This window comes from Burkholderia sp. IMCC1007, from assembly GCF_027257875.1.
In the GTDB taxonomy this organism is placed as follows: domain Bacteria; phylum Pseudomonadota; class Gammaproteobacteria; order Burkholderiales; family Burkholderiaceae; genus Burkholderia.
Window position 1 is genome coordinate 1 of sequence record NZ_JAPVQY010000022.1, and the last position, 16,370, is coordinate 16,370.

The 16,370-nt window shown below is 66.3% G+C and carries 16 protein-coding genes and 3 pseudogenes; 13 read left to right on the forward strand and 6 right to left on the reverse strand.

Annotated elements, in window-relative coordinates:
- From tssD to O1Q03_RS19630, 3 genes are all read left to right on the forward strand, one after another.
- Positions 1-226, forward strand: a 226-nt coding sequence (tssD, locus tag O1Q03_RS19620; protein ID WP_269505526.1) for a type VI secretion system tube protein TssD, incomplete at its 5' end; no start/stop codon positions are given.
- Positions 227-358: 132 nt separating this feature from the next.
- Positions 359-2,896, forward strand: a complete 2,538-nt coding sequence (locus O1Q03_RS19625) for a peptidase M23 (RefSeq protein WP_269505528.1) — start codon at positions 359-361, stop codon at positions 2,894-2,896.
- Entirely contained in the window at positions 2,896-3,507 is a 612-nt protein-coding gene (locus tag O1Q03_RS19630) for a hypothetical protein (protein ID WP_269505530.1), read from the forward strand. Before O1Q03_RS19625 ends, O1Q03_RS19630 begins: the two co-directional genes overlap by 1 nt.
- Positions 3,508-3,625: 118 nt before the next feature.
- Here the strand turns inward: O1Q03_RS19630 and O1Q03_RS19635 are convergent.
- Positions 3,626-3,856, reverse strand: a pseudogene (locus O1Q03_RS19635) (transposase); the annotation flags it as partial.
- Between the two features lie 391 nt (positions 3,857-4,247).
- Here O1Q03_RS19635 and O1Q03_RS19640 point away from each other — a divergent pair.
- The 7 genes and pseudogenes from O1Q03_RS19640 (at position 4,248) to O1Q03_RS19670 (ending at position 10,015) form a co-directional block, all read left to right on the forward strand.
- Positions 4,248-5,156, forward strand: coding sequence for a sterol desaturase family protein (locus O1Q03_RS19640; protein WP_269505532.1), 909 nt, complete (start codon positions 4,248-4,250; stop codon positions 5,154-5,156).
- A gap of 107 nt (positions 5,157-5,263) precedes the next feature.
- Positions 5,264-5,977: an SDR family NAD(P)-dependent oxidoreductase gene (locus O1Q03_RS19645; RefSeq protein ID WP_269505533.1), complete on the forward strand. Its 714-nt coding sequence runs from the start codon at positions 5,264-5,266 to the stop codon at positions 5,975-5,977.
- A gap of 88 nt (positions 5,978-6,065) precedes the next feature.
- Positions 6,066-6,770 carry a two-component system response regulator CreB gene (creB, locus tag O1Q03_RS19650; protein ID WP_269505535.1) on the forward strand — a complete coding sequence of 235 codons (705 nt, stop codon included), beginning with the start codon at positions 6,066-6,068 and terminating at the stop codon, positions 6,768-6,770.
- Positions 6,725-7,780: pseudogene (gene creC, locus O1Q03_RS19655) on the forward strand (two-component system sensor histidine kinase CreC); the annotation flags it as partial. The gene creB and the pseudogene creC, both read left to right, overlap by 46 nt.
- Before the next feature lie 112 nt (positions 7,781-7,892).
- Entirely contained in the window at positions 7,893-9,269 is a 1,377-nt protein-coding gene (creD, locus tag O1Q03_RS19660) for a cell envelope integrity protein CreD (RefSeq protein WP_269505537.1), read from the forward strand.
- Between the two features lie 253 nt (positions 9,270-9,522).
- The gene (locus tag O1Q03_RS19665; protein WP_269505539.1) at positions 9,523-9,672 is read left to right on the forward strand and encodes a hypothetical protein; all 150 of its coding nucleotides are present in this window, start codon (positions 9,523-9,525) and stop codon (positions 9,670-9,672) included.
- Positions 9,673-9,808: 136 nt separating this feature from the next.
- Positions 9,809-10,015 carry an oxidoreductase-like domain-containing protein gene (locus O1Q03_RS19670; RefSeq protein ID WP_269505663.1) on the forward strand — a complete coding sequence of 69 codons (207 nt, stop codon included), beginning with the start codon at positions 9,809-9,811 and terminating at the stop codon, positions 10,013-10,015.
- Positions 10,016-10,081: 66 nt separating this feature from the next.
- Here O1Q03_RS19670 and O1Q03_RS19675 read toward each other — a convergent pair.
- Positions 10,082-10,348 (reverse strand): annotated as a pseudogene (locus O1Q03_RS19675) (MFS transporter); the annotation flags it as partial.
- Positions 10,349-10,512: 164 nt separating this feature from the next.
- Between O1Q03_RS19675 and O1Q03_RS19680 the strand changes: the two are divergent.
- Positions 10,513-11,385: a LysR family transcriptional regulator gene (locus tag O1Q03_RS19680; RefSeq protein WP_269505540.1), complete on the forward strand. Its 873-nt coding sequence runs from the start codon at positions 10,513-10,515 to the stop codon at positions 11,383-11,385.
- Positions 11,386-11,442: 57 nt separating this feature from the next.
- Complete coding sequence (locus tag O1Q03_RS19685; protein ID WP_269505542.1) at positions 11,443-11,763, forward strand: DUF7660 family protein; 321 nt, start codon at positions 11,443-11,445, stop codon at positions 11,761-11,763.
- On the opposite strand, the gene O1Q03_RS19690 is transcribed toward O1Q03_RS19685, so the two are convergent.
- Together O1Q03_RS19690 and O1Q03_RS19695 are read right to left on the reverse strand one after the other, a co-directional pair.
- Positions 11,754-12,089, reverse strand: coding sequence for a hypothetical protein (locus O1Q03_RS19690; protein ID WP_269505544.1), 336 nt, complete (start codon positions 12,087-12,089; stop codon positions 11,754-11,756). The two genes, O1Q03_RS19685 and O1Q03_RS19690, sit on opposite strands and share 10 nt — an antisense overlap.
- Entirely contained in the window at positions 12,067-12,966 is a 900-nt protein-coding gene (locus O1Q03_RS19695; protein ID WP_269505546.1) for a LysR family transcriptional regulator, read from the reverse strand. The genes O1Q03_RS19690 and O1Q03_RS19695 overlap by 23 nt, the downstream gene beginning before the upstream one ends.
- Positions 12,967-13,064: 98 nt before the next feature.
- Between O1Q03_RS19695 and O1Q03_RS19700 the strand changes: the two genes are divergently transcribed.
- Positions 13,065-14,075 (forward strand): NAD-dependent epimerase/dehydratase family protein, encoded by a 1,011-nt coding sequence (locus O1Q03_RS19700; protein ID WP_269505547.1) that lies wholly within the window; start codon positions 13,065-13,067, stop codon positions 14,073-14,075.
- Positions 14,076-14,267: 192 nt separating this feature from the next.
- On the opposite strand, the gene O1Q03_RS19705 is transcribed toward O1Q03_RS19700, so the two are convergent.
- Together O1Q03_RS19705 and O1Q03_RS19710 are read right to left on the reverse strand one after the other, a co-directional pair.
- The gene (locus tag O1Q03_RS19705; protein ID WP_269505548.1) at positions 14,268-14,969 is read right to left on the reverse strand and encodes a DUF2848 domain-containing protein; all 702 of its coding nucleotides are present in this window, start codon (positions 14,967-14,969) and stop codon (positions 14,268-14,270) included.
- 50 nt (positions 14,970-15,019) lie between these two features.
- The gene (locus O1Q03_RS19710) at positions 15,020-16,339 is read right to left on the reverse strand and encodes an MFS transporter (RefSeq protein ID WP_269505549.1); all 1,320 of its coding nucleotides are present in this window, start codon (positions 16,337-16,339) and stop codon (positions 15,020-15,022) included.
- Between the last annotated feature and the right edge of the window lie 31 nt (positions 16,340-16,370).

The following is a 16,370-nucleotide window of genomic DNA, read 5'->3' on the forward strand; positions in this document are numbered from 1 at the left end:
GTATCGCACCTCCACCGAGGGCAAGCAGGAGCACTTCTTCACGACCAAGCTCGAAGACGCCACCATCGTCAACATCAACGCCGTGTTGCCGCATGCGCAGGACGCCAGCAAGGCCGAGTACACCCAACTGGTGAAGGTCTCGATGGCGTATCGCAAGATCACCTGGACGCACGCCATCGCCGGCACGGAAGCGTCGGACGACTGGCGCAAGCCGCAGGAAGCCTAAGCCTGGGCCTCCGCGCGGCCGGTGCATGCGCCGGCCGCGCTATCCGCATGTAGACCGGCGGCTTGATCACGGGCCGGTAACCCGTCGATCCCGCTGATGTGTCGCTCTTCGAGTAATCGCCTGGAACTTCCCATGCTTATCAGCTTTCCTTTTTTGAGCACGCCCCAACCGAAGGCAGAGGACGACCGGAACGACGGCACCTTCGGCCTGGGCGAAAAGAGCGGTAAAGGTAGCTTCCCCGTTAGCTACCAGTTCGGCTGGCATGGTGGCGTGCATTTGGTTGCGCCGGGCGATGACAAAAATCCCGAACCCGTACGCGCGATCGCAGATGGCGAAGTCGTATTCGCGCGCGCCTGCACACCCCAGCCGAAACAGGCCCCCACCGAGCAAGAGCGCGACGCCTATCCGTTGTTCTACTACGCCGGCTGGACCAGCAATGGCGTGGTGATTCTCAAGCACCAGACTGAAATCGGCGAAGGCGTCGAGGTCGTCTTCTATTCGATCTATCAGCACCTGAAAACCGTGGCGAACAAAACGGGCACTCAGGCGGCATGGCAGAAGGGGGACAAGGTCTATCGCAAGGACCCCATCGGCCAGGCTGGCAACATCTACGGTAGGCCCAATCGCATCCACTTCGAAATCGTTGCCGATCAAGCGAACGTGGAGAAGCTGATGGGGCGCAGCACGGGGAAATTACAGGCCCCCGAGGGCCGACGCAACTGCGTGTGGGGCGACATGCATATCGTGCTGCCGGCGGGCACGCCCATGTACGCGGTCAATCCTCGGACCGAGACCCGAAACTACGTTGTGCGTGCGTTCGATTCCACCGTGGGTGCCGCCAACGATACGCTTGCAAGCGTCGCGCAGCGCTTCCATACCACCCCGGAGCGTATCCTTGCCATCAACGGCAAGAAGGCGAAGGATGCCGGAACGTGGTGGCCACGGGTGATCGGCTCCGAGCAAAGTGCTTTGAGAAAGCCCGCACCTACCGTAGCGCAGCGCACCATTCGTGTCCCCGCGGTGTATGGCGCTGCGGCCAAGACGCCGCCCGATGACCTTACCCCGGACGTGTGGGCACGGTGGACCGTACAACCCATCGGTCACACGAAGGCTCCGCTCATCATCTCGCTGAGCGAAGCACGCGGCACCATCACCTTGACCACACGCAATGCCGACGGTGAACGAATCGGTAGCGCGCCTGAGCCCGAAGGCGCGTACAAGCTCTACAAGACGGCGACGGACACGTACCCCGGCTGCCCGAGCGCCGGCTACGAAATGCTGCGTTTCGGTCGAATCCTGGGGCCCGATGCGCCAGCCGCGACGGATCTGCATGAGGGCCGCCTACCGCATTTCCGCAAGGTCGCTGTTGACGCGAACGCACGTGCCTTCGTTGACCTGAATCACGCAGGTGTCAAAGTCTACAGCGATGCCGACTTTCCCCATTGGTTGGGCTGGACCTTTATCGATGACGACACCGACGGCAATAGTCGTTGCGACTCGATGCAGCTGCTTGACCTGATCGAGCCCAAGGCGTCTACGCCTCGCCCGGGCGAGAGCGCGCCCGGTACTACCGTCGTGATCGATGCCGCTACGGCACACCGTGGTCGGTTGATGCTCGCCTATGCCAAGACGCAGACGGGCGAATTGCGGGATCGACTTACTTACTGCGTGGTCAAGATGCCGACTGAATGGGCGCGGGATGACTTCGATAAGCGCTGGGGTTGGCTGCGAGGCACCGAAGGGGCGAATCCGGTTAAAAATATTGTGTTTCCGATAAACCTTGACGAACCGGCGTATGAACGGCTTAAGCGCCATCATCAGGCTTTGGCGTTTTGGGAGGACGCCATGGAGCAAGGCCTCGCACTGAAGACGGAGCACTATCACTTTCATCCGGTGCAATTCATCAATACGCTAAAAAAATGCGGTTGGCTTAGTAAGTCGGAAATGGTGCAATTGCTACCGGCCAAGGGCACTGGTCTCACATTCAGCCGAGCCCTAACACTCCTGTCCGACGGTCAATCTACAATTAAACAGAAACTGCCGCCACGTATGTGGGTAGCGTTAAATGTGGTTAGAAGAAAATATCTTCTGGAGTCGGTTTTGCGGACCGCTCACTTCTGGGGGCAGATTGCCCAAGAGACTGATGGCCTCCAAACTGTCCGTGAGTATGATTCGGGTGATGCCTATGAGGGGCGAGTGGATCTAGGGAACACACAAGTGGGAGATGGGGTTCGCTTTCGCGGCAGGGGTGTCATCCAAGTGACTGGTCGAGTAAATTACGACCGGTACGGGCGTTATAGAAACGCTTCATATGTTATCGAACCGCGACATCTCTTGCTTGAGTCGGATGCCTACGTTGCCGCTGACGCATCCGGGCTGTATTGGGCTTCGGAACAGACCCGCGACAGGCATTTAAATCCACCGGGAAGCAAGAGCAAATATAAGTGGGTACTTGATGGAAAAGTGAATATCAATACAAGGGTGGATAACGCTCGATTCAGCGGAATCGCGGACGAGCGAGGTGTGGATCGAGATGTCCTGGATGTGACATTGCAAGTTAATCGCGCGGCAAAACACCTCGCCAGGCGGATAATTTATTTCAAATCGGCGTATGAACTCCTTTGTGACGATAAACCAGAAGATTCACCATACAAAAACCTGAGGCCGTGATGAAAATCCGACGTCTACTGATTTTGGTGTCCACCTTGGCATCAATTGCGGGGCTAGGTAACGCGCGGGGAGAATCTGTACCGCAGGGCGGGCATTATCGTTACGATCTCGTTGGTGAATGCGGTTTTTCGTTCGAGTCAACGCGAAAATTCAGCGATGGTCAAGATTCGTGTCATTTGCTATATAGAGATTCCAGTGGTAGTCCTTTCTTTTATGGGAGTATCACATCTGGGAAGGTTGCATTCAAAGAGAAAGATAGAGTAGGGTTAATTGATTTGAGTGGCGGCCATCCTAGGTCCGCGAGATCTGACTATTACGATGCGCAGCGCGATGTTACTCAGAATATCATCCAATCAAAACGCGTACGCAGTCCCAGAGGTAACGCGGATGATATTGTTATCGTTACTCGCCTGGTGGTGTCCTACGCCGTAGAAAACGGACGTGCGCTGACGCCGGTGAAACAGCTTTACGAGTGTTGGGACGGATTCTTCCACGGCGCTGCGACGATGGTTTCATTGGCGCTCTGTAGTGTCTTGCCAACGGGATCGGGCACCTTTGCGTCGAGTAGTAGCTGGCAAGCACGCATCATAAAGAGCTTGGTGATTGAATGAATTCTCGCTTTCGTCATCGCGCCCGCCGCGCCCGCCGCGCCCGCGATCAGCGGGGTCTTAATGGCCGGCGTCGGCGAACCTGTCCGCATTTTTGTGGGCGAGGCGGTTGAATAACGCGTTATCCACGCGCCTGCATAAATCGCTCTCCGAACAGGATAGCAAACTGGTTCATCGCTGATTTCCAGTCGAACGCAGACCGCACGGTTTTCGCCAGTACGTTGCGCAACGCCAGCCAGAGCAGCTTGATGGCCGCCTCGTCGTTCGGGAAGCGACCGCGGGTCTTGATGATCTTGCGCAACTGCATGTTCAAACTTTCTATGGCGTTTGTCTTATAAACGACTCGACGAATGCACCGGACGAGCCTGACGCGGAGTCCACAACATCATCCGTTCGGCGCGTGTATCGCGAACCAGCACCTGCGATAACAAACGCCACGCGCGCATTCCGAACGACATAGCGGCAGCGGCACCGACCACTACCGCCATTTATGCCTCGCGCCGACATACGCTGACATATTTCCGGCGAGCCAAACGCAACCTGTAACTGCAGCCGCGCCAGGCCCCCGCCGACGCAAGGCCCCGGCCACAGCAGCTGCCCGACCCCATCTCCGCCGCGACATACCGCGACACATTTGATTCGTGGCGTCGCCGCACTCCGCCCACTACAGTGCGTGTCATTCGACGCGACCACGGCACGTGCCGCGCATGACGCGTCCGATTCAACCGAAGGAAAGACTCATCATGCTCATGACCACCGGCAAGCTCGCATTCTTCGCCACACTCTTCATCGTCGCCGTGTCGCTCGTCGAAGCGGCCGTGCTCACCTGGCGCCGCAGCCGCCAGCCCGAACCGTTCGACTGGAACGAGGTCTGGCTGTCGCTTGCCGATCTCGCGGGCCGCAAGCTGCTCGCGCTGGTGCCGCTGTCGCTCGCCACGCCGATCTTCGGCTTCGCATGGACGCACCGGCTGTTCACGATCCCGCTGCACAGCGTCGCGCTCGCGCTGCTCGTGTTCGTCGGCCAGGAGTTCTGCTACTACTGGTATCACCGCGCGTCGCACCGGGTGCGCTTCTTCTGGTCGACGCACGCCGTGCATCATTCGCCGAACCAGCTGACGCTGTCGTCCGCGTTCCGGCTCGGCTGGACCGGCAAGATCGCCGGCGCCGCGATGTTCTTCACGCCGCTCGTCTGGCTCGGCGTGCGTCCGGAAGCCGTGCTCGCGATCCTGTCGTTCAACCTGATGTACCAGTTCTGGCTGCACAACACGTGGATGCCGAAGCTCGGCTGGCTCGAATACGTGTTCAATACGCCGTCCGCGCATCGCGTGCATCATGCGTCGAACCTCGACTACCTCGACGCGAACTACGGCGGCGTGCTGATCGTCTTCGACCGGCTGTTCGGTACCTACGTCGCCGAACGCGCGGACGAACCGTGCCGCTACGGCCTCGTCACGCCGACCCGGTCGCGCAACCCGTTGGTCGTCGAACTCGAGCACTGGGCGAGCCTGGCCCGCGACGTTGCCACGGCCCGCGACGTGTGGACCGCGCTGCGCTTCGTGATGCTGCCGCCGGGCTGGCGTCCGGACAACCAGGGCGAAACGACCGAGGAACTGCGCCGCCGCAACCTCGTCGCCGCGCGCACGCAGGCGTGATCGGCGCTACGCTGTCGAAACGCCGGGCCGGGCACACCGCGTGTCGCGGCCGGCAGCGCGCTTGAACCGCGTATCATCCCATCCCCTAGACCGAGGAGAGCATATCGATGGAACACGACCTGACAGGCAAGGCAGTCGCGATCACCGGCGGATTCGGCCATCTCGGCGTCGCCACGGCCGCCTGGCTCGGCCAGCACGGCGCGCGCGTCGCGCTGATCGGCCGCGGCGCGGCGCCGGACGCGCACGCGCTGCCCGATGTGCCGGCCGACGCGCTGCGCATCGGCGGCATCGATCTCGTCGATCCGCAGGCGGCCGTGCGGGCGCTCGACACCGTGAATCGCGAGTTCGGCCGGGTCGACGCGCTGCTGAACATCGCCGGTGCATTCGTGTGGCAGACGATCGCCGATGGCGATGCCGCCACGTGGGACCGCATGTACGAACTGAACGTGAAGACGGCGCTGAATGCGTCGAAGGCCGCGCTGCCGTACCTGGTGGCGAGCCAGGCCGGCCGCATCGTCAACATCGGCGCGGGCGCGGCGTTCAAGGCCGGCAACGGGATGGGCGCGTATGCGGCCGCGAAGGCGGGCGTCGCGCGGCTCACCGAGGCGCTGGCGGCGGAACTGCTGGATCGCGGCGTGACGGTGAACGCGCTGCTGCCGAGCATCATCGACACGCCGCCGAATCGCGCGGACATGCCCGACGCGGACTTTTCGCGCTGGGTGCGGCCCGAACAGCTCGCGGCGACGATCGGCTTCCTGCTGTCGGCCGACGCGCAGGCGATCACCGGCGCATCGATTCCGGTGAGCGGCCGCGTGGCGTAACGGAGGGCGGTCTCGCGGCGGGGCGGTGCGTGCCGCATCCGCCCGTGCGTACAATGTCGCACCGGATTGCGCGACAGAACCCGAGACCATGAATCAGCCACATATCCTGATCGTCGAAGATGAACTGGCGATCGCGGACACGATCGTCTACGCCCTCGGCACGGAAGGCATGCAGACCGTGCACTGCACGCTGGGGCAGGCGGCGCTCGACCGCTTGAGCGACACGCGCTTCGACCTCGTGGTGCTCGACGTCGGGCTGCCCGACCTCAGCGGCTTCGAGGTGTGCCGCCGGCTGCGGACGTTCTCGGACGTGCCGGTGATCTTCCTGACCGCGCGGCACGACGAGATCGACCGGATCGTCGGCCTCGAAATCGGCGCGGACGATTACGTGGTCAAGCCGTTCTCGCCGCGCGAACTGGCCGCGCGGGTACGCGTGATCCTGCGCCGCTTCCACCGGCCGACGGCGCCGCATCCGCATCCTGCGGCGGCACCGGCGCAGGACGCGCCCGAACCCGTCGCGCCGGGCTTCGAACTCGATACCGACGGCGCGCGCGTGGCATGGCTCGGCCACCCGCTGAACCTCACCCGCTACGAATTCGGCCTGCTTGCGCTGCTCGTCCGGCATCCGGGGCGCATCTATTCGCGCGAGCAGCTGATGGATCTCGTGTGGCACGAGGCATTCGACTCGGCCGACCGCACGGTCGACACGCACATCAAGACGCTGCGCGCGAAACTGCGCGCGATCGACGCGGAACGCGACCCGATCCGCACGCATCGCGGCACAGCACCGTGATGCACGTCGCGGCGCCGATCCGGCACGGCGACGCGATCATCGGCGTGCTGACGATCGCGAAGCCGAACCAGACGGTCGCGCCGTTCATCGCGCGCAGCCAGCGCAAGATCATGCTGTACGGCGCGTTGCTGATGGGCGGCGCGATCCTGATCGGCGTCGCGTGCACGTGGTGGCTCGTGCTCGGGCTGCGGCGCCTGCAGCGCTATGCGCGCGCGATCGCGGCCGGCGAGCGCGCGACGATGCCGCTGCAGGGCGCGAACGAACTCGCCGAGCTCGGCCGCGCGGTGGAAACCATGCGCCAGCGGCTGGAAGACCGGCAATACGTCGAAACCTACATTCACACGCTCACGCACGAAATGAAGAGCCCGCTCGCGGCGATCAGCGGCGCGGCCGAACTGCTGCACGAAGAGATGCCGGTCGCGAACCGCCGCCGTTTCGCCGAGAACATCCGGCGCCAGGCCGGCCGTCTGGAGCAGATGATCCGCAAGCTGCTCGCGCTCGCTGAAGTCGAGCAGAAGCAGCGGCTGTCGGTGCGCGAGCCGGTCGCGCTGCTGCCGGTGCTCGACCAGCTCGTCGAGGACCTCGAGCCGCGCGCGCGCCGGCGCGGCGTGACCGTGCGCATCGAGGCCGACCGGACGGCCGGCGCGACGGTCGTCGAAGGCGATCCGTTCCTGCTGCGCCAGGCGCTCGGCAACCTGCTCGACAACGCGCTGGATTTCGCGCCGCGTGGCAGCGCGATCCGGGTTGCACTCGAGCGGCACGCGGCGGGGCGCGGGCAGGTCGCGATCGTGCGCGTCGCCGACGACGGCCCCGGCGTGCCCGACTACGCACTGGCGCGCGTGTTCGAGCGCTTCTATTCGCTGCCGCGTCCCGACGGGCAGGACCGCAGCACGGGGCTCGGCCTGTGTTTCGTGCGCGAAGTCGCGATGCTGCATCGCGGCCAGATCGCGCTTGCGAACCGCGCCGAAGGCGGCGCGTGCGCGACGCTCACGCTGCAGTCGCCGGGCTGAGCGCGCTTCACGTCCGCCACACATTCGCTACACCTTCGCTTCACACCGGCTTCAATCGGCCTTCACCGGGCCCGCTCATGCTGACCGTATCTTCACTCCGGTACCCGTCAGCATGAATCGAGTCCTGTTGTTCAAGTCCCTGATCACCGCGCTCCTCGCGCTGCTGATCCTGATCCCGTTGCAGATGGTCCGCGGCATCGTGCAGGAACGCGCCGCGTATCGCGACAGCGCGCTGCAGAGCGTCTGGTCCAGCTATGCGGGGCCGCAGACGGTGACGGGCCCGATGCTCGTAGTGCAGTACACGGAAGTCACGCGCGTGCGCGGCGACCCCCCGGCCCGCGGCGCGGCGAAGCCGAGCCTGCGTCGCGAGAGCCGGCGCCTGTTCGTGTTTCCAAAGACGCTGAACGTCGACGGCGCGCTGGAGACGAGCGTGCGCTATCGCGGCATCCACAAGGCGCTCGTGTACGACCTGCAGAGCCGGCTGTCGGGCACGCTGGCGCTGCCCGACCTGAAGAAGCTGCCGCAGGCCGACGGGCACGTGAGCTTCACGATCGACGGCACATACGTCGCGATCGGTATCAGCGATATTCGCGGGCTGACGTCGCAGCCGGTGCTGAACATCGGCGGCAAGCCGCTCGGCCTCGAGCAGGGCACGCGGCTCGATCGCCTGCGTCAGGGCGTGCACGCGAACCTCGATCTCGCGGCGCTGGCGGACGCGAATCCGGCGGGCGTCGTGCCGTTCAGCATCGCGTTGCCGCTGCGCGGCGCGGAATCCGTTTCGTTCGCGCCGGTGGCCGACCAGAACGATTTCTCGCTGAAGTCGACGTGGCCGCATCCGAGCTTCGGCGGCACGTTCCTGCCGCATAGCCGCACCGTCGATGCACACGGGTTCACCGGCACCTGGCGCGTGACGTCGTTCAACACGAAGGTGCGCGAGCAGATCGCATCCCGCTACGCGGACGACGCGCTCGAGACGGCGTCGGTGTCGGTGATCGAGCCGGTGAACGTCTATCTGCTGACCGAACGCGCGACGAAGTACGGCGCATTGTTCGTGATCCTGACGTTTGCGAGTTTCTTCATGTACGAACTCGTGAAGCGGTTGCGCATTCACCCGATCCAGTACTTGCTCGTCGGTCTGTCGCTCGCGCTGTTCTTCCTGTTGTTGCTGAGCCTGTCCGAGCACATCGCGTTCGGCTACGCGTATCTCGCGGCAAGCGGCGCATGCATCGGGCTGCTCGGCTTCTATCTATCGTTCGTGCTGCACAGCGTGAAGCGCGGCGCCGCATTCGCAGGGCTGCTCGCGATACTGTACGCGGCGCTCTACGGCTTGCTGCTGTCGGAGGACAACGCGCTGATGCTCGGTTCGCTGCTGCTGTTCGCGATCCTCGCCGGGATCATGACGCTCACGCGCCGCATCGACTGGTATGCGCTGGGTGCCGCGTGGCAACCGCTCGCCGACAAGCAGAAGCCGGATGCGCCGGCGAAGTAGGCGTGGAGGGCGTGGAGGGTGCGGAGGGTGCGGAGGGCGCGGAGGGTGCGGAGGGTGCGGAGGGCGCGGAGGGTGCGGAGGGTGCGGAGGGTGCGGAGGGCGCGACAACGCGGGCGGCTGGTAGTGCCCCCGGCCGCCGCGTCCGCCGTCGCCGTGCCGTCGATTCATCCGGGCGGAGGAGGTCTGCGGAACCGCGTCAGCGGATGGACGAACGCGCAGCGACACCGATCACGATGCTTTCACCGGCATCGCCATGCCGGACTGGCTGCAGATCATCGCGGACCTGGACGACACGCGTGGCATGCTCGGCGACGCGATCCGTCGCGCGGCGGCGCTCGACCGCCTCGATTTCATCTTCCCGGGCTCGCGCAGCCGGTTCGTCGGCCGGGTGGATGCAAGCTGAGCCGCACTGGCCGGCGTGATCGCGAACTCGATGCATGGACACGCGATGTCCGCACGCGCCACGATCAGGTGACGATCGTGGGGATGTGGCGCGCCATCCACGTATACTGAACACGTCCTTTCATCCGAATTTCGCCGTGTCCAAGTCTCCCGCTCCTGCCGCTCCCGAATCTCCCGCAGACGATCCGCGTCCGACCCCGCCCGTACAACCCGAACTGGAAGACTGCTGCAACAGCGGCTGCTCGCCGTGCGTTTTCGACCTGTACGACGAAGCGCTGGCGCGCTACCGCGTCGAGCTGGCCGAATGGGAGGCGCGGCATCCGGAACAGAAACATCAGCAGTGAAGTGATGCCGATGCCGATGCCGATGCCGACGAGCGGTCGCGCACGCACCGCTCCCGTTTCGCATGTGCCGTACAGGTCGCCGAGGCGGCCGCCGGTGATCTGAACGACCGCGTTCGCGCACGCATAGGCCGACACGACGAGCTCCAGCTCGGCCGGACGGGCGCCGATGCCGTCGCGGATGGCCGGCAATGCGAGATTCACGATGAAGTAGTCGAGCGGCGGCAGAATGGCGCCGACCAGCAGGACGACGAGCGCCCAGCCGTGATGGCTGCGCACCGGGGCCGCGGTGGCCGTGCCGGCCGGCGCGCAGCGGGCGAGGATGTTGTCGGTCATGTCCGGAAGTCCCAAAGAATAAGGGACGCATGGCGAACCGGCGAATCGGGCGAACCGGGTTCGGCAGCGTGCCGTTGAAGCGACATTCTGCGGATCGCGGATGATTCGGAAAAGCGGGAATAAGTGGTAGCATCCATCGGGTTATTCGATGGATGGAGCAGGCGATGCGCGGTTTCGATCTGGATCAGTTGCGCACTTTCGCGGCGGTGGCGGATGCGGGCAGCCTTACGGCGGCCGCGCCGCTGCTGCATTTGTCACAGTCGACGGTCAGCGAGCAGGTGCGCAAGCTCGAATCGCGCGCCGGCGTACCGCTGTTCGTGCGCAGCAAGCGCGGCGTCGAGCCGACGCCGGCCGGCGCGCGCCTGCTGCAGCACGCACGGCGCATCGTCGCGCTGAACGAGGCCGCGTTCGACGAGTTGCGCGGGCAGGCGATCAAGGGCGAATTGCGCGTCGCAATCACCGATTACTACCGGACGCATGAAGTCGCGGGGCTGCTCGCGCGGCTGCGGGAGTGCTACCCGCAACTGAGCCTGCACGTGAGCGCGATGAAGAGCGCCGAGATCGAAGCCGCGCATGCGCGCGGGCAGATCGATCTCGGCGTCGTGATGAACCTGTCGAGCGGCCCGTTCCGGCCCGCGTCGGCCGATACGCGCTGGGTGCTGCGGCGCGAGCCGCTGTCGTGGGTCGCGGCCCCGGCGCTGGCCGAGCAGTTGCGTGAGCCGTTGCCGCTCGTGCTGCTGCCGGACGACTGCATGATGCATCAGGTCGCGGTGCGCTCCCTCGACGAGCAGCACGCGCCGTACGTGCTCGTGCACAGCGCATCGGGCGTCGCGGGGCTGCAGTCGATGCTGGCGGCGGGGCTGGGCGTCGGTTGCCTGTGCGCGTCGGCGATCGGCGAGGGGCTCGTGCGGCTCGGCCCGAAATACCGGCTGCCGGCGCTGCCCGATGCAGTGTTCTCGCTGACCCCGCCGATGCCCGGCGAACGCGAGACGGTCACGCAGGCGCGCGAGGTGCTGTCGCGGCAGTTGCTGATGTGAAATCGTGCCGCGCGCGGGGCGTCGGCATGTATTCTTGGGACCAGCAGGGGGCCACGCATGAACGACGAACTGAAGAGCCAGATGGCCGAGCGGTTGCAGCACGCGCTGGAGCGGGTGGTCGACGAGCGCTCGTTGATCCATTTCCTGCGCGTGCTCGGCCATGACTGGCACAAGGAGCGCCAGCTCGAGGCCGACGTGCCGCCGGCGCCGTATGCGGCCGCCGTGCTCGGCTGGGAGAACCGCTCGATCGGCGAATACCTGGAGGCGATGGTCGACTGGGCCGAGGCGTCCGAGGAAGGGCTGCATTGCTACCGCCGGCCCGAGAATCCGTGGCGGCGCATCGCGGACATCCTGTTCGCCGGCAAGATCTACGAGTAGCGCGCGGCGCGGCGAAGTGCCGGTGCGGCCGGTGCGACTGATGCGGCCGAGGCGGCCGAGGCGGCTGATACGGCCGACGCGACCAGCGCGATCGACGCGACCGACGCGATCGACGCGATCGACGCGATCGACGCGATCGACGCGATCGACGCGATCGATGCGACTGATGCGATCGACGCGACCGACGCGATCGACGCGACCGACGCGATCGACGCGATCGACGCGATCGATGCGACTGATGCGACTGATGCGACTAAGGCGGCCGACGCGACCGACGCGACCGATGCGACAGCGGTGAACGGCCTAGTCGGCCGTTCCTTCGGCATATGCGCGCAGCCCGTTCACCAGCGCATCGAATACGGCCCGGCAACGCGGGCTCGTGCGCAGATCCTCGTGCATGACCACCCACGTTTCCAGCATCATCGCGAGCCCGTCCGGCAGCACGCGGGCGAGCCGTGCATCGCGTTTCGCGAGCCCGCTCTGGCAGAAGCCGATCCCGTAGCCGGCGCGAATCATCGCGAGTTGCGCGAGGTTGCTGTCGGTGCGCAATGCGAACGCATCGCGCTTCCACAGCGGCATCCCGCGGCTCGCCGAGCGGATGAACGGCGTGACCGTATCGAAGCCGATCAGCGCGTGGTGCGCGAGATCGTCGACCGTCGAAGGCACGCCGTTGCGCGTCAGATAGTCGTCACGTGCATACAGCCCCACTTCGATCGCGCCGACGCGCCGGGCGACGAGCGCGTCCTGCGCGGGCGGCGTCATCCGCACGGCAATGTCGGCTTCGCGGTTCAGCACGTCCTGGATGCGGTCGGTCGGCACCAGTTCGATCACGAGCCCCGGATGGTCGCGTCGCAGCCGCGCGAGCATCGGCGGCAGCACCTCGACCGCGATCACGTCGCTCGCCGAAATCCGTACCGTGCCGCGCACGCCCGCGCCGTGGCTCGCGGCGGCGCGCTCGAACGCGGCTGCCGCGCTGCGCAGCGCCTCGGCGTGGCCGCGCAGCGCGAGGGCGGCCTCGGTCGGCAGCAGCCCCGACGGCGAGCGCGTGAACAGCGTCTGGCCGAACGCGGCTTCGAGCGCCGCGACGTGGCGGCCGGCCGTCGGTTGCGTGATGCCGAGCGCCCGCGCCGCACCCGACAGCGACCCTTCCGTCAGCACGGCGAGGAAGGTCCGGTAGCGCTCCCAGTTCAGATCGATGGTCATGCATAAATGTATAGCCGGTCGATCAGGTTCAGCAATTCCTTCTTAGCAGGCCGCGCGCCAAAATGCGTTCATCGACGGTTCATTCATGGAGAGCGGCAATGACGACGAACGCGGGCGGGACGCAACGACAGGCACTCGTGCTCGGCGCGAGCGGAGGAATCGGCGGCGAGGTTGCTCGTCAGTTGCGCGATGCCGGCTGGCAGGTGCGTGCGCTCAAGCGCGGGCTCGGCGCCGAGACGATGGAGCGCGACGGCATCGTGTGGATGCGCGGCGACGCGCTCGATCGCGAAGCGGTGGTCCGCGCCGCGCGCGGCTGCAGCGTGATCGTGCACGCGGTGAACCCGCCCGGCTACCGGAACTGGAACGAGCAGGTGCTGCCGATGATCGACAACACGATCGCGGCGGCGACGGTGGCGCAGGCGACTGTCGTACTGCCCGGGACGGTGTACAACTACGGCCCCGACGCGTTTCCGGCGTTGCGGGAAGACGCGCCGCAACATCCGACGACCCGCAAGGGCGCGATCCGCGTCGAGCTGGAACGGCGGCTGCAGGCGGCGACCGCGCAGCGCGTGCGGACGATCATCGTGCGGGCCGGCGATTTCTTCGGCCCGCACGCGGGCAACAACTGGTTCGGGCAGGGGCTCGTCAAGCCCGGGCGGCCGGTGGCCGTCATCAGCGTGCCGGGCCGGCCGGGCGTCGGTCATCAATGGGCGTACCTGCCGGACGTCGCGCGCACGATGGTCGCGCTGATCGAGCGGCGCGATACGCTGGAGCCGTTCGCGCGCTTTCATCTCGGCGGTCACTGGGACGCGGACGGGACGCAGATGGCGCAGGCCGTGCGCCGCGTCGCGCAACGGCACGGAATGCGGCCGACGGTGCGGCGTTTCCCGTGGTGGCTCGTATGGGTGGCCGCACCGTTCGTCACGACGATGCGCGAGATGCTCGAGATGCGCTATCTATGGCGCGAACCGCTGCGGATGGATAACGCACGCGTGACGGCGGCGCTCGGCCGCGAGCCGGTGACGCCGCTCGATACGGCGGTGGGAGAAACGCTGGCGGGATTGGGGTGCTTGCGGCGAGCGGACGCGACGCTTGCGGAAATGGGGTAAGCAGGATCCGGCGGATGTTCGCAGCCGGGCCGCTGGCGCACTGCCCGCGTCCGCCTCCTGCTTCCGCCGCTCGATACGGCGGTGAAAGAGGCGCTGGCGGGGCTGGGCCGTGCAGGAAGCGGGCGCGACGGCCGCGGAAATGAGGTAAGCCGGATCCGATCGATGCCCGCTGCCGCCTCCCGCCTCCCGCCATTACGCCACGACCGGCAGCACCTCGACCGCATACCGGTGCCGCAGGCTCCGCCCGAGCACCGGATCGTGCAGTTCCATCTCGAACGCATCGCCGTCGCCCATTGCCGCGATGGCGCCATGCACGACGACGGTGCCGCCGAACATCGCGCAGCGCGCGGGCATCGTGCGGCGATTGTCGAAGCGCTGCCACAGCGCGCCGGGCGCGAGCAGGCCGCTGACTGCGCCATGCTGATACGCGACGCGTTCGCCGTCGCGTTTGACCCACCACGAACGCATCTCGATCGCATCCCAGTGATCGGCGACGTCCGCGTAGCGCCACGCGTCGCGACCGAGCGGCTTCGCGCATACCTGCTTCGATACCGCGACGCCATACGCCTCGACCTCCCGATCGGTGTGATCCGACCCGAGCGTGACCAGCGTGCCGGCCGGGCTGTCGATCAGCACGCACTCGATCTCGCTGCCCGAGCGCGCGCCGAGCACGCCGATCGACGGCGCCTGCGTGAGCAGCGCGGCCGCGACGCGATAGAAGCACGGCGTGGTCGACGGCGGCGCGACGCCGAGTGCCGCGAGTTCGTCGATGTGCGCGCGGATCGCGGCGGGATCGCGCCCGGCCCAGCCGGCAATCACGACGCGCTCGATCTCGACGTCGACCGCGGCCGGTGCGCCTCGCAGGGAAATTATGTTGAACGACAGGACTTGCATGCGGATATCCGTTGGAAGTACGAATGAATGAAACGAGCGACGGGTGACGCTCAGTCGGCGAGCGGCCGATGCGCGGTTTCGCGCGCGGCGAGCAGCGCGACGGACGTGACGACGAGCGCCGCGGCGACGTACAGCGACACGGCCGTCGTCGTTCCCGTCTGGCGGAACAGCGCGGCGATCACGAGCGGCGCGAAGCCGCCGCCGACGATGCCGGCGAGCGTGTACGCCAGCGACGAGCCTGCGTAACGCACGCGGGTCGGAAACTGCTCGGTGACGAACGCGCCTTGCGGGCCGTACATCACCGCATGGATCACGAGGCCGATCGCGACGGCCGCGACGATCGCGGCGGGCCGTGCCGAGTTCAGCATCGTGAAGAACACGAACGCCCACACGATGCCGGCGAGCGCGCCGGCGAGATACACCGGACGGCGCCCGAAGCGGTCCGACAGCGCGCCGAAGAACGGCACCGCGAGCGCGTTGCACGCCGTGCCGACCATCACGGCCGTCAGCGCGACGGGGCGCGACAGGTGCAGCACGGTCGTCACGTAGGTCAGCGTGAACACGACGATCAGCGCGTACAGCACGTCCGAGCCGATCCGCGAACCGCCGGCGATCAGCAGGCGCCGCCAGTGGCGCTTCAGCACTTCGGCGACGGGCACTTCGGCAGTCGCGTGCGATTCGGCGAGCTGCTCGAACTGCGGCGTTTCGTCGACGCCGCGGCGCAGCCAGAAGCCGAACACGACGAGCAGCGCGCTCGCCGCGAACGGCACGCGCCAGCCCCACGACAGAAAGTCGCCCGACGTGGTGGACAGCGTGACGAGCGCGATGCAGCCGGTGCCGAGCAGCGTGCCGAACGACGGGCCGATCTGCGTCCAGGACGCGGACAGCCCGCGCCGTTTCTGGTCGCCGTGCTCGACCGACAGCAGCACCGCGCCGGCCCATTCGCCGCCGAGCGCGACGCCCTGCACGAAGCGCAGCGCGACGAGCAGGATCGGGCTCAGGATGCCGGCCTGCGCATAGGTCGGCAGCGCGCCCATCAGCGCGGTCGTCAGCCCCATCAGCACGAGCGTGAGCATCAGCACCGCGCGGCGGCCGATCCGGTCGCCGAGATTGCCGAACACGAAGCCGCCGAGCGGACGCGACACGTAGCCGACCGCATAGGTCGAGAACGCGAGGATCGTGCCGGCCAGCGGGTCGACCGACGGAAAGAACAGATGGTTGAAGACGAGCGCGGCGAGGGTGTTGTAGATCGTGAAGTCGTACCACTCGAGCGACGTGCCGATCATGCTCGCGGTCGCGAGTCGGCTGTTGCGGACGCGGCGGGGCGCGTGGGCGGCGGGCTGGGCGAGAGTGCTCATGGTGTCGGGCATGGCGTGACGGATGACGGGATGACAAGCGGGA